Source organism: Streptomyces sp. NPDC047981, from assembly GCF_040653315.1.
Classification (GTDB): Bacteria; Actinomycetota; Actinomycetes; order Streptomycetales; family Streptomycetaceae; genus Streptomyces.
Genome location: NZ_JBEZNQ010000006.1, coordinates 151,975 through 174,228 on the forward strand (window position 1 = coordinate 151,975; position 22,254 = coordinate 174,228).

A 22,254-nucleotide genomic window follows, 5' to 3' on the forward strand; every position below is an offset into this window, starting at 1 on the left:
TCAGCTTGTGGTTACGGCTCCTGCGAGCCATCGGTCCTCCAAGGCCTGGTGGTCGTACGGATCGGCTAGCTGGGAAGGAAGAGGGCGAGACGCCAGCCCCACCGGCTGAAGCGCCTGAAGGCCCGCAGGGACCGGATGAAGGCCTTGCCCACCTTCCGGTTGGCCTTGTAGTGGCTCTGGCGCTTCTGCTTGTTCCGCGAGCCGTTGAACTTCTGGTTCTTCTTGATCTTGTTCATCGCCTTCTTGTAATCCGACGAGTTGTACGGCTTACCGGCGTTCTTGCGATAGTAGGCGTCCTTTTCCTTCTTGCTGAGCGTCTCGGGCCCCTCCAGGCCGTACGCCTCCTGGAGGCCACCGTCCCGCCCGTCGAGGTCGAGGCAGTTGACCGGGTCCGCGTCGCAGTACTCGAACGCGTTGGAGTTGCCTCCGTGGACCGGGTCGATCGAGTGGAACCGGCCGATGGCCGGGTCGTACAGGCGGGCGCCCATCAGGGTGAGACCGCTGGGCGTCTCGCTGGAGCGCTGCTTGGCGCCCAGCCAGTCGTAGCGGACCTGCGCCTGGCCGGCGCGCGGGTTGCCGTACTCGTCGCTGTCCAGGGCCACGGGTGCTTCGCCGGCGTTCAGCGGGAGCTGAAGGGCGACATCACCGTGGACGGTGGTGAGCTGGAGGACGGTGTCGCCGGTCTTGCCCGTGACGGCCGCGAGGTCGCCGGAGACGGACTCGACGTTCCGGGTCACCGCTCCGGAGGCGATGTCCTCGGTGATCCAGCGGGGGTTGTCGCCGTCACCGTCGTAGTGGTTGACGCTCGAACCGGTCTGGGTCCACGTCGAACCGCCGCCCGTCTCGGTCTTCCAGCCGCGGAACCGGAGCGCCGCGTCCAGGGTCCAGGTCTGGCGCTCGCCGTTCGCGGTCTGCTGGTGGGCCAGGTCGTTGGCGTAGTAGCCGACCGTGCCGCCGGGCAGGGCCGTGGTGCGGCCGAACGCGTCGTAGGCGTAGCCGGTGTCGACGAGCCGGTCGGCGCTGTCGTAGGTGTGGGTGGTGGTGGTCCCTCCGGTGGTCGGGCAGTCCGCGCCGGGCGTGCCGGTCGCGCGGGTGAGGCTCTTGCGGTTGGCGCGGCCGTCGAAGACGTAGGTCCGCCGGGTGCAGAGGGTGTCGGCGGTGTCCTCGGCGGTGACCAGGCGGCCGGCCGCGTCGTAGCGGTAGACCTGGTCCGACCATCCGGCGTGCGTGGTCACCTGGCGGTGGACGGACCGGGTGACCGTGTCGGAGGCGACGACCGTTCCGTCACTGTCCCGGGTGTACGTCCGGTTCACCGGGGCGCCGGTGGTGTCCTCGCGCACGCTGAGGGTGTAACCGCCGGGCAGTCGCTCGCTGCTGACGGAGCCGTCGGCGTCGTAGACGGCCTTGAAGACACCGGCGACGGAGTCGGTGACCGTCGTGGCGAGACCACGCCGTTCGGCCCCGTGGTCGTAGCTGTAGGTGACGGTCGACGGGACGCTGTCGGCGACCTTGACCTGCCGGTCGAGCAGGTCGTACTCGGTCGTCGTGACGCCGCCGTCGGCGTCCGTGTAGGAGATCGGGCGGCCGAGCCTGTCGAAGGCCCTGGTGATCGTCCCGCCGGTGGGCGATACCGACTTGACGGCCCGGCCGGTGGCGGGGTCGTACTCGGTGGTCGACTCCGGGACGGCCTGACCGATGCCCCCGGTGAGCGCCACCTTCGTGACACGGCCGGCGGCGTCCTGCGTGGTCGTGGTCGTACGGGTGACGCCGTTGGCGGTCTCGGTGACCTTGGCGGGGGTGCCCCACCAGCTGTACTCGGTGGTGGACGTCGGCAGTTGCGCCGGGTTGGCGCCGCCCCCGGTCACGGCCCCGGCAGGTCCGGTGGAGCAGACCAGGTCGGCCCACTCCGGGCGGCCCTGGCAGGCGCCGGAGCCGGTGGCGGACCAGTAGGTGGTCACCCGGGTCCCGGCGTCGGTGCCGGCGGCACCGGGCAGCAGCTCCTTGGTGGGGCGGCCCTGGGCGTCGTACTCGGTGGTCGTGGTGATCGCGAGACCGCCCGGGTCCTTGACCGTCCGGGTGGGCAGGCCCTTGGCCCAGTCGTAGACCGTCTGGGTGGAGCGGCCCTCACCGAGGACGGTGGGGTGCTCCCGCACCTGGGCTCCGAACGTGGCCTTGGTGATCTGGTCCTTGACCTTGGCGGTGCCGTCGGTCGGGCGACCCGCGTCGTACTCGTTGACGCGCCACTCCCGGGCCGTCACCGACGTTCCGGACGGGACCAGGGTGGTGCTGCCGGACTTGAGGTCGGCGGTGAGCTCGGTACGGCGCAGCGGACCGAACTCCTCCAGGAGACGCGTGCCCGTCCCGTTGTGGACGGATCGGGTGCTCAGGAGGTCGGCGCGGCCGGCGCCGGTGAGCTGACCGATGCCGAGCTCGGCCTGGACGGCCCGGTCGGCGGCGGTGGTGCCGAGTGCGACGGCCCGGTTGCCCGCGGTCAGCGTGCGCGTGGTGTTCCCGAAGCGGTCGTACTCGGTGGTGGAGACGTGCCCACCCGGCTCGGCGATGTTGACCGGGCGGCCGGAGACGCCCAGGTAGGTGACCGTGGCGCGGTGGTAGGAACCGGCGGTCAGGACGGCCCCGTCGTGGGCGGCGGGCACCGCGTCGGCCGGGAAGACCGCGGTGGCGTCGGTCGGGGCGTCGAGCTGGCCCCAGGCCTTCACGTCGGCCGCGCCCATGCCGTACGGGGCGGTGCCGCCGCTCAGCGGGACGCCGTAGACGACGGAGCTGGCGGCCGTGCCCTCCTCGACGTTCGCGGTGCCCTGCTTGAGGCCGGAGCGAGCCGCCTTCAGGAGCATGCCCTCACCGGCGGTGGCGGCGTTGCCCGCCTTGCCGTAGGTGAAGGACCAGGGCAGTTCACCGGCCGGCGTCAGGCCGGTGACCCGGCCCGCCGCGTCGTAGCCGTACTCGGTCTTCGTGGCCGGGCTGATCTGCGGGTCCCAGGCCTGGCGCAGCCGGCCGGCCGCGTCGTACGCGTACGTCTGGACGGCCTTGGCGGTCGCGGACGCGGCGCCGGGCTCGGTGGACCAGAGGCGGATCTCCTTCACCTGTCCGGTGATGTCACCGAACACGAGGTCGGTCGCCGTCGTGGAGGTCGCGTAGACGAACTCCAGCGCGCGGCAACCCTTGGTGGCGGGGGTCGCCGTGCAGGTGCTCGCGGAGACCGCCGAGGTCGGGGCGACGACCCGCTTGGGTCGGGCCAGGGTCTTGCCGTCGACGGTCACGTTCTCGGAGACCACGGTGGTGGCGGTGTTGGCCAGGCCGTCCAGGAGCGTGGACGAGACCTGCCAGGTCGTAGCCCCGGCACCGGACTTGGTGAACTCGGTGACCGCGCCCTCGGTGTCGGTGAGCGTGAACGAGCCCGCCATGCTGCCGGTGAGCGTCAGCGTCTCCGCGCCCGGCTCGGGGATCCAGCCGGTCTTCGCCGCGTTGGCGGTGAAGTATGTCTCCTGGCCGTCGGTGCCGACCACCGCGAGCGCGGTGTCGGAGGTGCGGCGGATGTGCGCGTACTCCGACTCGACCGACTCGGCGACCGTCCCGGAGACCCACTCCTTGCCGAAGATCGGGGCCTGGCCCTCCTGGCTCCCGGCCTTGAGCGGCTCGCGCGAGGAGGCCGTGCGCGTGACGGAGAGCCCGAACGCGGACAGGTCGGTCTCGGCGATCTCGTAGTCACCGGTCAGCAGGTTCACCGAGCCGGGGCCGATCTCGTCGGTGGCCGCGCCGCTCGCGTCGCGGTCGACGATCACCGTCAGCGGCTCGGTGGAACCGGTCGCCGCGCCGGGGCCGGTGAAGTCGGCCTTGATCTGGACCGTGCCGTCGGGGTCGACGGTGTCGGTGGCGTTCCACACGAGCGCCGCGTTCCTGCCGGCCGTCAGCGGCACGGGCCACGCCGTCAGGGGAGTCCCGCCGGAGGTCACCTGCCCCGCGGGGACGGTCACCCAGGCGTCGGCCTCGGAGCGCCGCCACGAGAACGACACGTGGTCGTACGCGGCGGGGTCGGCCTCGGCCACCAGCGGGAGACGACGGGCGGTGCGCTCACCGTCGCTGGGCTGGACGAAGCCGCCGGGGCCCGCGTGGAAGGTGTGGCCGATCGTCTCGGACTTGTTGTCCGCCCTGTCGGCCGCCCGGACCTGAAGGGTGTGCGTGCCGTTCTTCGGCGGAGTGACGGAGATCGCCTTGGCACCCGCGGCACCGCCGGTGGGGACCTTGGTCCAGGTCACGCCGTCCAGGGACCACTCGATCCAGTTGTGGTCGGCGGCGGGCGGGGTGACGGTGAAGGTGCCGGCCTGGCCGGCGCCCTTGACCCAGGCGTTCGACGGGTAGTCCGTGGACGTGACGCCGGCCGGGGCCGAGGGGGCGGAGGTGTCGACCGTGAAGGTCTTCCACGCCGACCAGCCCAGGTTGTAGTGCGCGCCGTCGTACGGCGAGGTGCGGAACTTGTAGGTCTTGCCGTTGGTGAGCACCCCGGCCGGGACGGTCACCGAGGCGACCTGCCCCGAGGAGACCCAGGGCGACACGAGGACGTCACCGACCTGGGTGTCCGTGGCCGCGTCGAAGATCTGGAAGGTGCCGTTGACCTTGTCGCCGTTGGCGTCGACGAAGGTGTCCCGCAGCGTGGGCGTCGGCGAGTTGACGACGTAGGCGCCGCCGTAGGAGAAGTACGGCGGGCCGGCCTCCTGCTTGGTGCCCGTGCGGGGCCGGTAGTTGTAGGTGACGACCAGCTTCGGCGGGTTCGACGCGGCGTTGGCGGAGTTGACCCGCTTCCAGCCGGCGACGGTGCTCTCGTCGGTGGCGCGGATGCCCATGCCGCCGGTGGACCACTTGTTGTTGGCCCAGTGCTGGACCAGGCTGGTGACGTTCGCGTTGATCCAGCCGTCGGGCTGTGCGGTGCAGCTCGCGTTGCCCCGGGTCTCGGTGGAGGTGGCGTACTTGGCGGCCATGGTGGGCCGGTTGGTCCACCGCGAGGCGGTGCTCGCGTTGTTGGCCGACCAGACCTCCCACGGCTTCGCCGCGCAGTCGGCGACGTTGCCGGAGTGGAAGTTCCACAGCGACAGCCTGGCGTCGGAGACGAGCGCGTCGGAGACCGGGGCGCTGTTCCACGTGATGTACGTCTGCGCCGTGCGCGGCGTGCCGTCGGGGTTCTTGGTGCCGGGGTTGCCGAGGTCGAGTTCGGTCTCGGCGGAGGTGTCGTACGTGACGCCCTGCTGGACGTACGTGTCGAAGAGGTTGCCCAGGGCGGAGGTGGAAGGGTCCACCGTCACCGGGTACCTGGTCTTCGGGTCGGCGAGGAACGCCGGGTCGGGGGTCACGACCAGGTCGACGGTGGCGCCCTTCTGGACGACCTTCATCGCGACCGGCACGGTGCGGGTGTGCCGACCGGAGACGGGGTCGACGGTCGCGTCCCACATCACCGGAGCGGGCATCAGGGCCTGCTTCTTGCTGTTCCGGTCGGTGAACAGCACACTGCCGTCGGCCTGTTCGGTGGCCTTCAGGCCCTTGGCCCGCAGCGGCAGGGTGTAGGTGTAGCCCTCGCCGGCAGGCTTCTGCTTGATCTCGACGAACTGCTCGAAGCCCGTGCGGGTCGCCTCGACGACGACGTCCGCGCCCGGGACCGCGTTGACGTACTCGGCTCGGGTGCCCTTCAGTTCCGGGGCGGGGAGGCCGCCCTTCCACTGGAGGGTGATCTGCTGCTCGCCCTCGCCGAGGGTGACCAGGTCGACGGCCTTGGCCTGCTGGCCCGCGCGGAGCGAAGCGGCCGGGGTGCCGGTCCTGCCGGCCAGTCTCAGGCCCTCGGGGTGCGCCACGGGCTCCACGGTCCCGTCGGAGCCGGCCACGAGGCCCAGGTCGACGTCGCGCCACTGGCCGGTCTCGGGGTCCTTGAACCGTACGGGCCCGGCGGAGATCTCGGAGGTCAGCGAGCCGTCCTTGTTCACCCAGGTGGTGGACGTCTCCGTGCGCTCCGACAGCGCCTCGACGCGCTTGCCCGACAGCCGGGCCGCGACACGCGCGGAGGCGATGTCCACCGCCTGCGCGACCACGGGCGCCTGCCGCGACCCGGCGGCGGGTTCGGCGGAAGCGTCCGTCACCGTCGCGCCGTTGAGCAGCGTGACGGCCAGGGCCATGGTCAGTCCGCCCGCGACATGGCGCAGGCTCCCCCCGGACCACAGCCTCCCGCGCTCGTCGCGCGGGGATATGTGAATCGTCATGATTCCTCGGTCGGTTACTCACATAGGCATCACTTATGTGATGCATAAGCGAAGCTATCGGGGAGGAAATCACGCGAAACGGGAACAATGCCGTTCAAGATCGACAACGGCCGACCGCTCGGGCGCGTGAAGTACGTCACGCCCGGCGGTCGGCCGGTGAACTCCGCCTGCGGGGCGGATGACTAGAAAGACAACTGGCGGCTGATGACCAGTCGCTGGATCTGGTTGGTGCCCTCGAAGATCTGCATGATCTTGGCTTCGCGCATGTAGCGCTCGACCGGGAAGTCGCGGGTGTAGCCGTACCCCCCGAGGACCTGGACCGCGTCCGTGGTCACCTTCATGGCCGCGTCGGTGGCGGTCAGCTTCGCCACGCTGGCCTGGCGGCTGAACGGGCGGCCGAGGTCGCGGCGGCGGGCCGCGTCGAGGTAGGTGGCGCGGGCGGAGTCGACGGCGGCGGCCATGTCGGCGAGCAGGAAGCCGAGCCCCTGGTGGTCGACGATCTTGCGGCCGAAGGTGGTGCGCTCGTTGGCGTACGCGACGGCGGCGTCGAGCGCGGCCTGGGCGAGTCCGGTGGCGCAGGCGGCGATGCCGAGGCGCCCGGAGTCGAGCGCGCTGAAGGCGATCTGGAGGCCCTGGCCCTCGTCGCCGATCAGCCGGTCGGCGTCCAGGAGGGCGCCGTCCCAATGGGCGGAGGTGGTGGGGACGGCCTGGAGGCCCATCTTCCGCTCGGGCTTGCCGAAGGAGAGGCCCTCGGTCGCGCCGGGCGCGAGGAAGCAGGAGATGCCGTGGCTGCCGGGGGCGGTGCGGGCGAAGAGCGCGTAGAAACCGGCCTTCCCGCCGTGGGTGATCCAGGCCTTGGTGCCGGTGACGCGGTACGCGGCGCCGTTCGGGCCGTCGTCCACGCGCTCGGCCTTGCAGGACAGGGCCGCCGCGTCGGAGCCCGCCTGGGGCTCGGAGAGGCTGTAGCCGCCGATGGTCTCGCCGGCGAGCATCGCGGGGAGCCAGCGCTCCTTCTGCTCGGCGGTGCCGAAGGAGTGCAGGGGGTGGCAGGCGAGGGTGTGGACGCTGGTGGCGACAGCGACGGCCGCCCAGCGCGCCGCCAGCTCTTCCAGGACCTGGAGGTAGACCTCGTACGGCTGGCCTCCGCCGCCGAACTCCTCGGGGTAGGCGAGGCCGAGCAGCCCGGCCCGGCCGAGCGTGGCGAACAGGCCTTCGGGGTACGTCTCGGCGGCCTCGTGCTCGTCCACGCGGGAAGAGAGCTCCTTGTCGGCGATCTCCCGCGTCAGGGCGATGAGGTCCGCTGCCTCGGGGGTGGGAAGCAGGCGGTCGACATCCATGGCGACTCCAGTGACACTCGGCCACCAGCACCAGTGAAACGGTACTGTGGGCGGTACGGCAGTACCGTTCAGCGTAGCGCAGAAGGATTCCGCCGTAACCCCCCGAACGGGTCGACCGGCATACTGTTCAAGTGATCGACACTTCCGCCGCCGGCGCTCCCAAGCTGACGGGCCGCGGCGCGGCCCGCCGGTCCGCCCTGTTCGAGGAGCTGGTGGCCCTCCTGGTCGGCGAGGGCTTCGCCCAGCTGACCCTGGACGATCTCGCCGCCCGGCTGCGCTGCTCCAAGCGCACGCTCTACGGCCTCGCCGACAGCAAGGAGCAGCTCGTCCGGGCCGCCGTGGTCCACTTCTTCCGGCGCGCGACGACCCGGGTCGAGGCGGTCCTCGCGGCGGAGCAGGACCCGGCCGAGCGACTGGCCGCCTACCTCCGCGCGGTCGCGGCCGAACTGGCCCCGGTCTCCCCGCAGTTCTTCGACGACGTGGCCGCCTTCGAACCGGCCGCCGAGGTCTACGAGCGCAACACCCGCGCGGCGGCCGGACGCGTGCAGCAGCTGATCGAGGAGGGCGTGCGCGCGGGTGTCTTCCGCGAGGTCCACGTCTCGTTCGCGGCCGACGTCATCGCCTCGGTCATGGTCCGCATCCAGCGACGGCAGGTCGCCGCGGCGACCGGACTCGCGGACGCGGAGGCGTACGGCCAACTGGCCGAGCTGCTCCTGAACGGCCTGCGCAAGAGCTGAGAGCCCCCGGTCGGGCATCGTCGGGCATCTGGCCGATACCGACCCCTGTTCGGTAACTCTCCGCAGATGATCCATTACTGTGTGCGGCGCACTGCCAGCCGACCGTCACACAGGGAGATCTCCGCGTGGAGCGCAGCCGTACCGACCTGAGGATCCGTGCCGTACTCGCCGCGATGGGCGTCACCGCGGCCCTCGCCACCGCCCCCACCGCGCACGCCGCCCCGGCGGAAGCCCTCACGGGAGCCCCGGCGGCGGCCCCGGCGGCGATCACCACTCCGTCGGCGCCGTGCACCGGCGAGTTCGACGGCGACAAGCGGCTCGGCCCGAAGTACCTGCCGAAGAAGAAGCAGGAGCCGGTGGGCCCGCTGCTCCGCCACTACCAACGGACCGGGAAGCTCTCCTCCGCGGACTTCCTGAAGAAGTACTGGGAGGGCGAGGCCGACACCGGCAGCTGGAAGTACCCGCCGAACGACGGCTTCGCCGCGGTCAACGGAGAACTCGACAAGGCGCCGGACCTCCTGGAGAAGGGCGAGCGCCTGGACCGCTTCGGCTCGGAGTACGGCGCCTACCTCGCCCCGGCAGGCGACCTGTACGCGAAGCGCGCGCTTCCCCCGCAGAACCTGAACACCCGGGACGCGGCCTTCCCCTGCGACTACCACCTCTACGAGGTGACCAAGGAGTTCACCGTCTGGGAGGGCGGGATCGCGCCCTGGTTCGAGCAGCCGGGCGGCGGCCGCCAGATCAAGCTGGACGCGGCCTTCCTGAACCCCGGCGAGGGGCAGCGCCTGAACGTCAAGTGGCTCCTGGACAACGGCTACCTGGTGCGCGTCCCCGCGTGAACCGCGCCGATCTGGCCCGGGCACTCCGCGCCGCCGGAGTGCCCGGGGACCAGTTCTGGATCGAGGGCGTCCACGAACCGACGCCCACGCCCCCGGACTTCCTCTACCTCCGGTCCCTGCCGGACGGGCGCTGGGAGGTGGGCGTGTACGAGCGGGGCAGGCACGAGCCGATCACCGTCCACACCACCGAGGCGGAGGCCTGCGCCCACGTCCACGACCTGGCGTGAGCGACGGGACACCCTAGAACTCGTCGCAGGTGTGCGGCAGTCGGGGGGTCTCGAGCGCCGCGTCGAGGGTCGCCGCGGCGCCGGGCGTGTGCTCCTCCACGAGGCCGGCGGCCACCAGGTCCACGGCCTTCGTCCCACCGAGGTAACAGGCGCCGAGGTCCCGTACGTCGAAGGAGAGGTCGACCGGGTCGCCGGTCGGCTCGTACCGCACGCCGTCCGCGCCGCCCGAAGTGAGCCGGAAGCGGCCGGAGTTGGCGGGAAGGTGGCTGTCGTGCACCTCCAGGACGAGATCGACGGGCATGGCCAGGGACCGGGCCGTGAGCGCCGCGCGGACGTCGATCAGCCGAAGCCAGAGCGCCGGGAACTGCCCGGTGACCCGCACCTGGTCGCGGTCGGCCGCGAAGAGCAGCAGCGGGTCGTCGAGCGGACGGCCCCAGGCCCGGACGGTGCCGGTCAGGTCGATCGAGGCCAGGTAGCGCCAGAGGGCGGCGGCGACGGCCGGGGTGTCGGCCTCCAGCTCGTCGACGCGGACCAGGCCAGGGGTACGGGCGTCCTCGTCCTCACCCTTGGTGCGGTAGACGGCGTACCCGGCGACGGGGTCGCCGAGCGTGACGACCCGGGCAGGCGACAGCTCGTCGTCCTCCTCGTCCTCCTCGCGCAGCCACTCGCCGGTCCAGCGCAGCTCGTCGCGGGCGTTGCGGCCCGCTCGCAGCGCGCGGGTGGACTCGAAGTACGGGCCGACGACGGCGGGCGCGTCCGCCGTGTCGACCAGCCGCAGCGGGCGCTCGTCGGGGTCGATCCGCAGGGCGAGGGGCTTCCTGGAGTCGATCTCGACGGTCACGCCCTGGGTGGCCGGACCGAAGCCGAACCTGCCGTAGATGGCGTCCTCCGACGCCCAGAGCGCGGCGATCGGCGCGCCCCGCTCGCCGTACCGCCGGAACGCCTCCGCGATCAGGGCGGTGAGCACGCCGCGCCGCCGGTGGGTGGGGGCGACGGAGACGAGCGTCAGGCCGGGACAGGCGAGGTCCCCGCCGGGGACGGAGACGGTGAAGGGGAACGCCGCGAGAAATCCGACGAGCTGGTCCCCGTCGTAGGCGCCGATCCGGTCGCAGGGCCGGACCATGTCGCGGTGGTGCTTGCGCTGCTCCTCCTCGGGCCGCTCGTGGAAGACGAGGTAGGAGAGGTCGAGCGCACGGTCGATATGGGCTTCGGGTACGTCACGAATATCCATGATCGGGACCCTAACCGGCGGCCGGGGCGGGTACGTCACGAATATTCTCGGCCACGCACCTGTCCGGAGGCCGACGCAGGCATGATCGCCGGCTCGGCCAGCCGTACGAGTTCCAGGGCCTGGGCCGGGAACCAGTCGCCGGCCTTGGGGGCGACGGTCCCCCGCTCGGGGTCCTCGGGGCCCGCGGTCCCGCGCAGACAGGGGCCGTCGGACTCGCCGGGCGTCTTGATCCAGAGCTTGGCGTCGTGGAGCGGGTCGCCGGTCTCGGCGGTGGGCCGGGGGCCGAGCCCGCGCCCGGGCGGGTTGCACCACTCCTGCGGGTCGGTGTGGGCGCCGGGCTTCGGGGTCCACGGGCCGCGGCCCGCGCGGCTGGTGTCGGTGACGAAGTGGGCGCGGTCGGCGGCCGGTCCGACGGCGTGCCCGCCCAGCCAGGTCCGGGCCTCGTCCTGCTTCCAGCTCCGCTCGGGGCAGGCGGTGGGGTCGCCGCCCCCGGCGACGTGGGCGAGGCAGCCGGAGACGAGGGTGCCGTACCAGGCGCTGTCGGCGTCGAGGTGGTAGTGCGAGACGTTGACGGTGAAGCCGGTGGCGCGGTCGACGCCGGCCTTGACGAGCCGGGGTACGACGGTCTCGACGGCGTGCCAGCCGGGGTGACCGGCGTCGAGGTAGACCGCGGTGCCCGCGAGCGGTTCGAGTACGTCGACGGCGTGCCGTACGGCGGCGTAGCGGGCGGCGGTCCGAGTCCCGGAGCTGTCGTCCTGGCCGCAGTCGGAGGGCAGCAGGGCCAGGGAGTCGGGTTCGAGGACGACGAGCGCGCGGTGGGCGCCGATGCCCCGGGCCACGGCGTCGGTCCAGTCGGTGTACGCGGCGTCGGTGCCGGCGCCGCCCGCCGAGTACTGGGAGCAGTCACGGCCGGGTGTGTTGTAGAGCACGAGGACGGGCACCGTGCCCTCCCGCGCGGCCGCCTCGACCGTGGCGCGGGCGGTGCGCTCCACCTCGGCGGGGGTGCTGTCGCCGAGCCAGACGGCGTGCGGGGCACGGACCATGGCGAGCAGCCCGGCGGCCGTACGGCTGTCGCCGCTCGCCGTGAGGTCGCGGTACTGGGCGAGCGCGTCCGGGTTGGCGGCGGGGACGTGGAAGCGGACGGGCTCCGACGGGGAGGCGCTCCCGGCAGGGCTGGGGGCAGCGCTCCCGGGAAGGCCCGGTGCGGCGCTCCGAGGAAGGCTCGGGGCGGCGCTCCCGGAAGAGCCCGGGACGACGCTCCCGGGAAGGCCCGGTGCGGCGCTCCGAGGAGCGACCGGTGGGGCGGCCCCGCCCGCCTCGACGGGCAGCAGAGCGGCGGCCAGCAGGGCGAGGGCCGCGGCGGCGGGGACCAGGCCCCGCGCGCGGAGGGACGGGACGGCGGTGGAGCGGTGATGGCGCAAGGAAGACGTCCTCTCGGCGCGCTCCGTCAGCGGGAGCGCTCGCGGGAGCGTCGCTCCACCACTCTCCGGGCCCGTCCCTGACGCGAAAGGCCGGCGTGGCGGCCCGTCAGGCGACGGAACCTATCCGTCCGTCGGGGGCGCGTGGGCCATCGTGGTGGATCGGGGTGTGCGCGCCGGTGAGCGACACGCCGGTGCCGCCGCGGCGGTTGGCGACGATCTCGGCCGCGATCGACAGGGCCGTCTCCTCCGGGGTGCGGGCACCCAGGTCGAGGCCTATGGGCGAGCGGAGACGGGCGAGTTCGAGCTCGGTGACACCGACCTCGCGCAGCCGCTTGTTGCGGTCCTCGTGGGTGCGGCGGGAGCCCATCGCGCCGACGTAGGCGACGGGAAGCTTGAGGGCCGCTTCGAGGAGCGGGACGTCGAACTTGGCGTCGTGGGTGAGCACGCAGAGCACGGTCCTGGAGTCGACCTCCGTGGACGCCAGGTAGCGGTGCGGCCAGTCGACGACGATCTCGTCGGCCTCGGGGAAACGCGCGGCGGTCGCGAAGACCGGCCGGGCGTCGCACACGGTGACGTGGTAGCCGAGGAACTTGCCGACCCTGACGAGGGCGGAGGCGAAGTCGATGGCACCGAAGACGATCATGCGCGGGGCGGGCACGGAGGACTCGACGAGCAGGGTGATCGGCTGTCCGCAGCGGCTGCCGTCCTCACCGATCTCGACGGTGCCCGTGCGGCCCGCGTCCAGCATGGCGAGCGCCTCGCCGGCCGCGGTGCGGTCCAGGGCGGGGTGTCCGCCCAGGGCGCCTTCGTACGATCCGTCCGGACGGACCAGGAGGACCCGGCCCATCAGGTCGGCGGGTCCGTCGACGATCCTGGCGAGTGCCGCCGCCTCTCCGGAGACGGCGGCGGCCAGGGCGGCGGGGTAGACCTCGCCGCGGACCGGGGTGACGAGGATGTCGATGATGCCGCCGCAGGTCAGGCCGACGGCGAAGGCGTCCTCGTCGCTGTAGCCGAAGCGCTCGACGACGGTCGTGCCGTCCACGAGGGCCTGCCGGCACAGTTCGTAGACCGCGCCCTCCACACACCCGCCGGAGACCGAGCCGATCGCCGTGCCGTCGCTGTCGACGGCGAGGGCGGCTCCCGGCTGCCGGGGCGCGCTGCCGCCGACCGCCACGACCGTGGCGACGGCGAACTCGCGTCCCTGCTCGACCCACCGGTTCAGCTCTTCGGCGATGTCCAGCATCTCGAACTCCTCAGATGTGTGTGTGGAGGGCGGCGGGGTGGCGTCAGCCGACGCCGAGCCAGCTCTCGATCGGGTGGATCGCGAAGTACACGATGAAGATCGCGGTCAGGCCCCACATGAAGGCTCCGACCTCGCGCGCCTTGCCCTGCGCCACCTTGATGACGGCGTAGGAGATGACACCGGCCGCGACACCCGTGGTGATGGTGTACGTGAACGGCATCAGGACCACGGTGAGGAACACCGGGATCGCCACGGAGCGGTCGCTCCAGTCGACGTGCTTGGCGTTCTGCATCATCATCGCGCCGATGACGACCAGGGCCGCGGAGGCGACCTCGGCCGGCACGATCGCGGTGAGCGGGGTGAAGAAGAGACAGGCCGCGAAGAAGGCGCCGGTGACGACGGAGGAGAGACCCGTACGGGCACCCTCGCCGACGCCGGTGGCCGATTCGACGAAGACCGTCTGGCCGGAGCCGCCGACACCGCCACCGATGACGCCGCCGGCGCCGTCGATGAACAGGGCCTTGGAGAGGCCCGGCATCCGGCCCTTGTCGTCGGCCAGGTTGGCCTCGGAGCCGACGCCGATGATCGTGGCCATGGCGTCGAAGAAGCCGGCCAGGACCAGGGTGAAGACGATCATGGTGATCGTGATGTAGCCGACGTCACCCCAGCCGCTGAAGGACACCTGCCCGATGAGCGAGAAGTCCGGCGTGGAGACGGCACTGCCCTTGAGTTCCGGAGCGCCGGAGAACCAGGCGCCCGCGCCCTTCGCCGGGATGTCGGCGACGGCGTTGACGATGAGGGCTATGACGGTGCCGGCGACGATGCCGATCAGGATGGCGCCGGGGATGTTGCGGGCCTGAAGGGCGAAGATCAGGAGCAGGGTGACCGCGAAGATCAGGACGGGCCAGCCCTGGAGCTCACCGAGCGGGCCGAGGGTGACCGGGCCGCCGCCGGGAGACGGGTTCTCGTGGACGAAGCCGGCCTTGACGAAGCCGATGATGGCGATGAAGAGACCGATGCCGATCGTGATCGCGTGCTTGATGGCGAGCGGGATCGCGTTCATGATCATCTCACGCAGGCCGGTGACCACCAGGAGGCAGATCACCACACCGTAGGCCACACACATGGCCATCGCCTGCGGCCAGGTCATCACGGAGATGACCTGTGAGGAGAGCACACCGGAGACACTGAGCCCCGCCGCGAGGGCGAGCGGGACCTTGCCCCAGAAGCCCATCAGCAGGGTGGTCACCGCGGCGGCCAGAGCGGTCGCCGTGATGAGGGCGGGCTGGCTGAGGACATTGCCCTCAACATCCTTGCCGCCGAGGATCAAGGGGTTGAGCAGGAGAATGTACGCCATCGCCATGAAGGTGGTGACGCCGCCGCGGATCTCCGTCGCGACGGTGGATCCTCTCTCCGAGATGTGAAAGTACCGGTCGAGCCAAGAGCGGCCGGCGGGGACGTTCGAGCCGGAGCCCGCGTCCTCCGAGGCGGTCTTGGGCTCCACTGACGACTGGGTCATGGGGCCTACTCCCAAGGTTCAAAGGGGCACCCGCATAAGACTTTTCGAAGGTCAGAGAAGCTGCGGGATTTGGGATGGTGCGTTGGCTGCACGACCCGGGGGACGGCCCGAGACGAACTGGGTGGAACAGGTCGATCTGGTCTTGCTCGGCACTGCTGGTGGTGCTCAGTACTGCTGGTGTTACTGGTGTTGCTCGGTACTGCTGGGTCCCACGGAGTGGGTTGCTCCGGGCGGTGCGGGCGGGGAAGTGTGACGTTCCTGGGAGGCACGCACCGCCCGGAGTGACCTAGAGGGTGCCGGTGAGTGCTTCGGGGCGGACCGGCGTCTTGTTGAGCTCCAGGCCCGTCGCGTTCCGGATCGCCGCGAGGACGGCCGGGGTGGACGACAGGGTCGGGGCCTCGCCGAGTCCCCGCAGGCCGTACGGCGCGTTGGGGTCGGCCAGTTCGAGCACGTCGACCGGGATGGTCGGCGTGTCGAGGATCGTCGGGATCAGGTAGTCCGTGAAGGAGGGGTTGCGCACCTTCGCGGTCTTCGGGTCCACGATGATCTCTTCCATCACCGCGACGCCCAGGCCCTGGGTGGTGCCACCCTGGATCTGGCCGACGACGGAGAGCATGTTGAGCGCCTTGCCGACGTCCTGGGCGGTCGCGAGCTCGATGACCTTGACCAGGCCGAGCTCGGTGTCCACCTCCACCACCGCGCGGTGCGCGGCGAAGGTGTACTGGACGTGGCCGTCGCCCTGGCCGGTGACCAGGTCGAACGGGACGGTCGGGCGGTGCCGGAACTCGTGCTCCTGGTCCACGACCTCGCCCTCCAGGACGTCGGCCAGGTCCGCGAGGACCTCGCCGCCGTCGGTGACGACCTTGCCGCTCTCCAGGAGCAGTTCGGCGGTGGCCCACGCCGGGTGGTACGAGCCGAACTTGCGGCGGCCGATCTCCAGGACGGCCTCGCGCACCTGCTCGCAGGTGTTCTTCACCGCGCCACCGGTCATGTACGTCTGCCGGGAGGCGGACGTCGAGCCGGCGGAGCCGACCTGGGTGTCGGCCGGGTGGATGGTCACCTGGGTGACACCGAGTTCCGTGCGGGCGATCTGGGCATGGACGGTGACACCGCCCTGGCCGACCTCCGCCATGGCCGTGTGGACCATCGCGACGGGCTCGCCGTTGATGACCTCCAGGCGCACGCGGGCGGTGGAGTAGTCGTCGAAGCCCTCGGAGAAGCCGACGTTCTTGATGCCGACGGCGTAGCCGACACCGCGGACGACACCCTCGCCGTGCGTGGTGTTCGACAGACCACCGGGCAGCGCGCGGACGTCAGCCGACTCGCCGGCGGAGAGCCACTGCTGCTCCGGCGGGAGCGGACGGGCCTTGACCCGGCGCAGCAGCTCGGATACCGGGGCCGGGGAGTCCACGACCTGGCCGGTCGGCATGATCGTGCCCTGCTCCATGGCGTTGATCCGGCGGAACTCCACCGGGTCCATGCCGAGCTTGACGGCGAGCTTGTCCATCTGCGCCTCGTACGCGAAGCACGCCTGGACCGCGCCGAAGCCGCGCATCGCGCCGCACGGCGGGTTGTTGGTGTACAGCGCGACGGCCTCGATCTCGACGTCGTCGATCACGTACGGACCGGCGCCGAGCGAGGAGGCGTTGCCGACGACGGCCGGGGAGGCCGAGGCGTAGGCGCCGCCGTCGAGGACGATCCGGGCCTTGAGGTGCGTGAGCTTGCCGTCCTTGGTGGCGCCGTGCTCGTAGTGGAGCTTCGCCGGGTGGCGGTGCACGTGGCCGAAGAAGGACTCGAAGCGGTTGTAGACGATCTTGACCGGCTTGCCGGTGCGGAGCGCCAGGAGGCAGGCGTGGATCTGCATCGACAGGTCCTCGCGGCCACCGAAGGCACCGCCGACGCCGGAGAGCGTCATGCGGACCTTCTCCTCGGGCAGCCCGAGGACGGGGGCGATCTGCTTGAGGTCCGAGTGCAGCCACTGGGTGGCGACGTACAGGTCGACACCGCCGTCCTCGGACGGCACGGCCAGGCCGGACTCCGGGCCGAGGAAGGCCTGGTCCTGCATGCCGAAGACGTACTCGCCCTCGACGATGACGTCGGCGCGCTTGCGGGCCTCCTCCACGTTGCCGCGGATGATCGGCTGGCGGTGCACGATGTTCGGGTGCGGGACGTGACCGGAGTGGTGGTCGTCGCGGCCCTCGTGGATCAGCGGCGCGTCGGGGGCGAGGGCGGACGCCTCGTCGGTGACGACCGGCAGTTCCTTGTACTCGATCTTGACCTTGGCGGCCGCGCGGCGCGCGGTCTCCGGGTGGTCGGCGGCGATCAGGGCCACCGGCTCGCCGTGGTGGCGGACCCGGCCGTGGGCCAGGACGGGGGTGTCCTGGATCTCCAGACCGTAGTTCTTCATCTCGGCCGGCAGGTCGTCGTACGTGAGGACGGCGTACACACCGGACATCGCGAGCGCCTCGGAGATGTCGATGGAGACGATCTCGGCGTGCGCGACGGTGGAGCGGAGCGTCTGGCCCCAGAGCATGTCCTCGTGCCACATGTCCGAGGAGTACGCGAACTCACCGGTGACCTTGAGGGTGCCGTCGGGGCGGAGCGTGGACTCGCCGATGCCGCCCTTGGTGTGCTTCTGGGTGACGTTGGTCGGCGTGCCCGCCGGAGCGGTGCGCGTGTTCTGAGCCATGGTCAGACCGCCTCTCCCTGACGGGCGGCCGCCAGGCGGACCGCGTCGAGGATCTTCTCGTAGCCCGTGCAGCGGCAGAGGTTGCCGGAGAGGGCCTCACGGATGTCCTGGTCGGACGGGTCGGCCTGGCGCTCGAGGAGCTCGTCGGCGGCGATCAGCAGACCCGGGGTGCAGAAGCCGCACTGGACGGCGCCGGCGTCGATGAACGCCTGCTGGATCGGGGAGAGTTCGACACCCTCACCGGTCTGCGAGTCGGCCGGCTTGGCCTGCCACTTCTTCGCCGAGTCGAGCGAGGTGCCGCAGCCGCCGGTGCCACAGGCACCGCCCGGGTGGGCGTCCTCGCGGTGCTGGGAGTAGTCGGCCAGACCCTCGACCGTGACGACCTCGCGGCCCTCGACCTGGCCGGCGGCGACCAGGCAGGAACAGACCGGCACTCCGTCGAGGCGGACCGTGCAGGAGCCGCACTCGCCCTGCTCGCACGCGTTCTTGGAGCCGGGAAGACCCATCCGCTCACGCAGAACGTAGAGGAGGGACTCGCCCTCCCAGACGTCGTCGGCTTCCTGCGGACGACCGTTGACCGTGAAATTGACGCGCATGGTTATGCAGCTCCCTCAAGCGTGCGGCCGTTGCCGCGGTACTGCTCCCAGGTCCAGCCGAGCTGACGGCGGGCCATGATGCCGACGGCGTGGCGGCGGTACTTGGCGGTGCCACGGACGTCGTCGATCGGGTTCGCGGCGCCCGAGCACAGGTCCGCGAACTGCTTGGCGATCGACGGGGTGATGATCTTGCCGCTCTCCCAGAAACCGCCCTCCTCCAGAGCCGCGTTCAAGAAGGCCTCGGCCTCCTTGGCGCGGATCGGGGTCGGCGCGGCCGAACCGATGCCGGTGCGGACCGTGCGGGTCTCCGGGTGGAGCGCCAGGCCGAAGGCGCAGACGGCGATGACCATCGCGTTGCGCGTGCCGACCTTGGAGTACTGCTGGGGGCCGTCCGCCTTCTTGATGTGGACGGTCTTGATGAGCTCGTCGGGCTGCAGAGCGTTGCGCTTCACGCCCGTGTAGAACTCGTCGATCGGGATGAACCGGTTGCCACGCACCGACTCGACCTCGACCTCGGCGCCCGCGGCGAGCAGGGCCGGGTGGGCGTCACCGGCGGGGGACGCGGTGCCGAGGTTGCCGCCGACGCCGCCGCGGTTGCGGATCTGCGGGGAGGCCACGGTGTGCGAGGCGAGCGCCAGGCCCGGCAGCTCGGCCCGCAGGTTCTCCATGATCTGGGTGTACGGGACCGAGGCGCCGAGGCGGACGTTCTCCTCACCGACCTCCCACTCGCGCAGGAGCTCGATCCGGTTCAGGTCCAGGAGGTACTCGGGTCGCCGGTGGTCGAAGTTGATCTCGACCATGACGTCGGTACCACCCGCGATGGGCACGGCCGTGGGGTGCTCTGCCTTGGCGGCGAGCGCCTCCTCCCAGCTGGCGGGGCGAAGGAAGTCCATGGTGGCTCTCTTCTTGTGCTTCTAGTGATCGGGGGTCGGTCGGTCTGAACGGGCCCGGGGGAACGGCCGGCCCTCGACTTCGAAACCATGTTCACGTGGTGTTAACGCGATGTGTGGCCTAGTACACAAGCCTCGCCCGCTCGGGTGCAGTCACCGAAAACATGAAGGAGTTGGCTGGTGACCATGTTCGTCTTGTAGATTCGAACGAACGGCGGTGCTCAGTAACCTCGCCGTTTTCCCCTGGAAACCGTGGCACCAGGCCACCGGCGACAACGCGACAGTCTTCGGGACCGTCGGACGTGCCGCCTCCCCCGGGGAGCACAGCGGGCGAGTACCCCCGAGAGTGACATTCGAGTGACGGACGAGAAGGAACGGCGGCAACGAGATGCGGCTGCGCGCACTGCTGGAAACCGACGCGCTGGGGCTGCGCCTGCTCGGCGGTGATGACGAGCTGGACCGCACCGTTCGCGGCGTGATGACCACGGACCTCAAGGACCCCAGCCGGTATCTGTCCGGCGGCGAGCTGGTCCTCACCGGCCTCGCCTGGCTGCGAGAGCCCGAGGACGCGGAACCGTTCGTCCGGATCCTGGCCTCCGCCGGGGTGGCGGCGCTCGCGGCCGGCGAGGCCGAGCTCGGGGACATCCCCGACGATCTCGTGGAGGCGTGTTCTCGCCACCGACTGCCGCTCTTCGCAGTCAACGAAACCGTTGCGTTCGCGACGATCACCGAGCACGTTGTTCGACAGGTGTCCGGCGAACGCGCGGGCGACCTGGCGGCCGTCGTCGACCGCCACCGGCGCCTGATGACCTCCGGTCCGGCCGGCGGCGGACCCGAGGTCGTCCTCGACCTCCTCGGCTCCGACCTGGACCTCCGGGCCTGGGTCCTCTCCCCCACCGGGCGGCAGATCGCCGGGGCCGGGGAGCCGCTGGACGCCGGGCTCGCCTCGACCCTGGCCGGCGAGCACCTGGCCGCCACCCGCACCGGGCGGCGCGGCCCGCACCGGCTGAGCGCCGCCGGAACCACGTACTCCCTGTTCCCGATCCGCAACACCGGTCGCGGCGCGCCGCCCGCGGCCCGTGACGTACGGGAGACGGTCCTGTCCGACTGGCTGCTCGCGGTCGAGGCCGACGCGGGCGACTGGCCGGCCGCCCGGCTCGACCTGCTGCAGGGCGTGACGCAGCTGATCGCCGTCGAGCGGGACCGCAGGGACGCGGCCCGTACGGTACGGCGCCGGCTCGCGCAGGAGGTGCTGGAGCTGGTGCAGACCGGCGCCCCGCCCGCCGAGATCGCGGCCCGCCTGCGGGTCGCCGCCCCGGTCCTGCTGCCCGGCCTGGGGACCGCCCCGCACTGGCAGGTCGTGGTCGCCCGCGTCGAGTGGGACCCGGAGGGCGGGGCGGGCCCGGTGGACACCGGCCCGGTCGCGCAGGCGCTCCTGGAGGAGATCCTCGTCGACCCGGCGACCGTGGGCGCCGACTCCGCCGACCGCATCGCCGTCGCGCACCACGGGGACGAGGCCATCGCCCTCGTGCCGCTCCCCGCGGGCCCGCTGCCCGACAGCGAGGACGAGGGCACCACGGCGGCCCTCGGCCTGCACGCGGACGCCCTGCTGGCCGCCGTACGGGACCCGCTGTCGTCCGGTCTCGCCGACGACGGCCGGCTCACCCTCGGCGTCAGCGCGGCCGTCCACTCGGCGGAGGGCCTGCGCGGCGCCCTGGAGGAGGCCCGGCACGCCCGCCGCGTCGCGGCCGCCCGTCCGGGCCGGGTCTGCGCGGCGGGCCACCACGAGCTCGCCTCGCACGTCCTGCTGCTGCCGTTCGTCCCCGACGACGTCCGCCGGGCCTTCACGGCCCGGCTCCTGGACCCGCTGCGCGACTACGACCGGCGCCACCGCGCCGAGCTGATCCCCACCCTGGAGGCGTTCCTCGACTGCGACGGCTCCTGGACCCGCTGCGCGACCCGGCTGCACCTGCATGTGAACACCCTGCGCTACCGGGTGGGCCGGATTGAGCAACTGACGGGCAGGGACCTGTCGCGTCTGGAGGACAAGCTCGACTTCTTCCTGGCCCTGCGGATGTCGTAGGGCGGGCGCGGTCCCAGGGGTCTGGCGATCCGGTGGCGGGCCCCTGGGCTCCCACCGGCGCCGTCAGGGCGCGGAGCCGCCCTCGTGGGGCTCTCGGCTCAGGAGGGCGCTGAAAGGGCCCTCGCGTGCCGTCAGGGACTCCCAGCTGCCCGACTCCGCGACGCGTCCGTCGACCAGGACCGCGATGCGGTCGGCCCGGCGGATCGTCGAGGGCCGGTGGGCGATGACGACCGTGGTGCGGGTTCCCGCGCCCGGCGCGCCGGCCAGGGCGCGGGCGAGGTCGGCCTCACCGGCGGCGTCCAGGTGGGCGGTCGTCTCGTCGAGGACCAGGACCCGGGGCCCGGCCAGCAGCGCGCGGCCCAGGGCGACGCGGGCCCGCTGTCCGCCCGAGAGGGTGGCGCCGCGTTCGCCGACGGCCAGGCCGGAGACGAGGTGCCCGATCCCGCACAGCTCGGCGACCTCCCGTACCCGCTCGTCGGTCGCCTCCGGGTCCGCGAGCCGCAGGTTGTCGGCGAGGGTGCCGTGGAAGAGCGGCGCGTCCTGGCCGACCACGGCCACCGCGCGGCGCAGGTCGGCGTCGGTGAGGTCCCGCAGGTCCACGGCACGGTCCCCGGCGACCAGCGCCACGGCGCCCGCCGCCGGGTCCCAGAACCGGGCGAGGAGATGCGCCACGGTCGACTTCCCCGCCCCCGAGGCGCCGACGAGGGCCACGGTCTCCCCCGGCCGGACGACGAGGTCGAGACCCGCGAGGACGTCCGCACCGCCGTAGTCGAAGCGGACCCCGCTCAGCCGGAGGCCCAGCGGTCCCTCGGGCAGCTGTACGGACGGTTCCGGCGCCGGGGCCCCGGCCGGGGCCCGCAGGGCGGCCCCCACCCGGGCGGCGGCCGCTCGAAGACCACCCGCTTGGCCCAGTGCGGCGGCGGAATCCGCGACCGGTGCCAGACAGCCGAGGGCCAGAGCCATCGCGGCCGGTGCCCACGGCCCGCTCAGGGTGTGCGCCGCCGCCGCGACGACACCCACGACGGCCGCGACGACGAGCAGGTCGCGCACGGCGGCCGCGCCCGCCTCCCAGCTGTGCTCGGCCCGCTGCGCCTCCCCGAGCCGGCGGCCGTGCGCGCGCAGCCCGACCCAGCGCCGGTGGCGGGCGCCGCAGGCGTCCAGCGCGCGCCGGCCCTCGACGGT

The 22,254-nt window shown here is 72.1% G+C and carries 14 protein-coding genes; 4 read left to right on the top strand and 10 right to left on the bottom strand.

Going from position 1 to position 22,254, the window contains the following annotated elements; translation table 11 throughout:
• Positions 1-65 precede the first annotated feature (65 nt).
• Together AB0E14_RS06250 and AB0E14_RS06255 are read right to left on the bottom strand one after the other, a co-directional pair.
• Positions 66-6,176: a DNRLRE domain-containing protein gene (locus AB0E14_RS06250; RefSeq protein ID WP_362412908.1), complete on the bottom strand. Its 6,111-nt coding sequence runs from the start codon at positions 6,174-6,176 to the stop codon at positions 66-68.
• A gap of 266 nt (positions 6,177-6,442) precedes the next feature.
• On the bottom strand, positions 6,443-7,597 hold the full coding sequence (locus tag AB0E14_RS06255) for an acyl-CoA dehydrogenase family protein (RefSeq protein ID WP_362412843.1): 1,155 nt from the start codon (positions 7,595-7,597) through the stop codon (positions 6,443-6,445).
• A gap of 131 nt (positions 7,598-7,728) precedes the next feature.
• On the opposite strand from AB0E14_RS06255, the gene AB0E14_RS06260 reads away from it, so the two are divergent.
• The 3 genes from AB0E14_RS06260 to AB0E14_RS06270 all read left to right on the top strand — a co-directional run bounded on the left by AB0E14_RS06260 (position 7,729) and on the right by AB0E14_RS06270 (position 9,400).
• On the top strand, positions 7,729-8,334 hold the full coding sequence (locus AB0E14_RS06260; RefSeq protein ID WP_362412846.1) for a TetR/AcrR family transcriptional regulator: 606 nt from the start codon (positions 7,729-7,731) through the stop codon (positions 8,332-8,334).
• A gap of 173 nt (positions 8,335-8,507) precedes the next feature.
• Positions 8,508-9,173: a TNT domain-containing protein gene (locus AB0E14_RS06265; RefSeq protein ID WP_362412911.1), complete on the top strand. Its 666-nt coding sequence runs from the start codon at positions 8,508-8,510 to the stop codon at positions 9,171-9,173.
• Positions 9,170-9,400: a hypothetical protein gene (locus AB0E14_RS06270; RefSeq protein WP_362412849.1), complete on the top strand. Its 231-nt coding sequence runs from the start codon at positions 9,170-9,172 to the stop codon at positions 9,398-9,400. Before AB0E14_RS06265 ends, AB0E14_RS06270 begins: the two co-directional genes overlap by 4 nt.
• 13 nt (positions 9,401-9,413) lie before the next feature.
• Here AB0E14_RS06270 and AB0E14_RS06275 read toward each other — a convergent pair whose 3' ends face one another.
• The 7 genes from AB0E14_RS06275 to AB0E14_RS06305 form a co-directional block, all read right to left on the bottom strand.
• Positions 9,414-10,631 carry a GNAT family N-acetyltransferase gene (locus AB0E14_RS06275; protein WP_362412852.1) on the bottom strand — a complete coding sequence of 406 codons (1,218 nt, stop codon included), beginning with the start codon at positions 10,629-10,631 and terminating at the stop codon, positions 9,414-9,416.
• A 35-nt stretch (positions 10,632-10,666) separates the two neighbouring features.
• Positions 10,667-12,052, bottom strand: a complete 1,386-nt coding sequence (locus AB0E14_RS06280; protein WP_362412855.1) for a glycoside hydrolase family 6 protein — start codon at positions 12,050-12,052, stop codon at positions 10,667-10,669.
• A gap of 106 nt (positions 12,053-12,158) precedes the next feature.
• The gene (locus tag AB0E14_RS06285) at positions 12,159-13,295 is read right to left on the bottom strand and encodes an XdhC/CoxI family protein (RefSeq protein ID WP_362412859.1); all 1,137 of its coding nucleotides are present in this window, start codon (positions 13,293-13,295) and stop codon (positions 12,159-12,161) included.
• A gap of 43 nt (positions 13,296-13,338) precedes the next feature.
• Positions 13,339-14,814 (bottom strand): NCS2 family permease, encoded by a 1,476-nt coding sequence (locus AB0E14_RS06290; RefSeq protein ID WP_362412862.1) that lies wholly within the window; start codon positions 14,812-14,814, stop codon positions 13,339-13,341.
• A 286-nt stretch (positions 14,815-15,100) separates the two neighbouring features.
• Positions 15,101-17,503 (bottom strand): xanthine dehydrogenase subunit D, encoded by a 2,403-nt coding sequence (gene pucD / locus AB0E14_RS06295; protein ID WP_362412866.1) that lies wholly within the window; start codon positions 17,501-17,503, stop codon positions 15,101-15,103.
• 2 nt (positions 17,504-17,505) lie between these two features.
• Entirely contained in the window at positions 17,506-18,099 is a 594-nt protein-coding gene (locus AB0E14_RS06300) for a (2Fe-2S)-binding protein (protein WP_362412869.1), read from the bottom strand.
• Positions 18,100-18,101: 2 nt separating this feature from the next.
• The gene (locus tag AB0E14_RS06305) at positions 18,102-18,992 is read right to left on the bottom strand and encodes a xanthine dehydrogenase family protein subunit M (protein WP_361864278.1); all 891 of its coding nucleotides are present in this window, start codon (positions 18,990-18,992) and stop codon (positions 18,102-18,104) included.
• 385 nt (positions 18,993-19,377) lie between these two features.
• Here AB0E14_RS06305 and AB0E14_RS06310 point away from each other — a divergent pair, with 385 nt between their 5' ends.
• Positions 19,378-21,072, top strand: a complete 1,695-nt coding sequence (locus AB0E14_RS06310) for a PucR family transcriptional regulator ligand-binding domain-containing protein (RefSeq protein ID WP_362412873.1) — start codon at positions 19,378-19,380, stop codon at positions 21,070-21,072.
• A 63-nt stretch (positions 21,073-21,135) separates the two neighbouring features.
• On the opposite strand, the gene AB0E14_RS06315 is transcribed toward AB0E14_RS06310, so the two are convergent.
• Positions 21,136-22,254: ATP-binding cassette domain-containing protein (locus tag AB0E14_RS06315; protein WP_362412876.1), on the bottom strand; the 1,119-nt coding region annotated here is incomplete at its 5' end.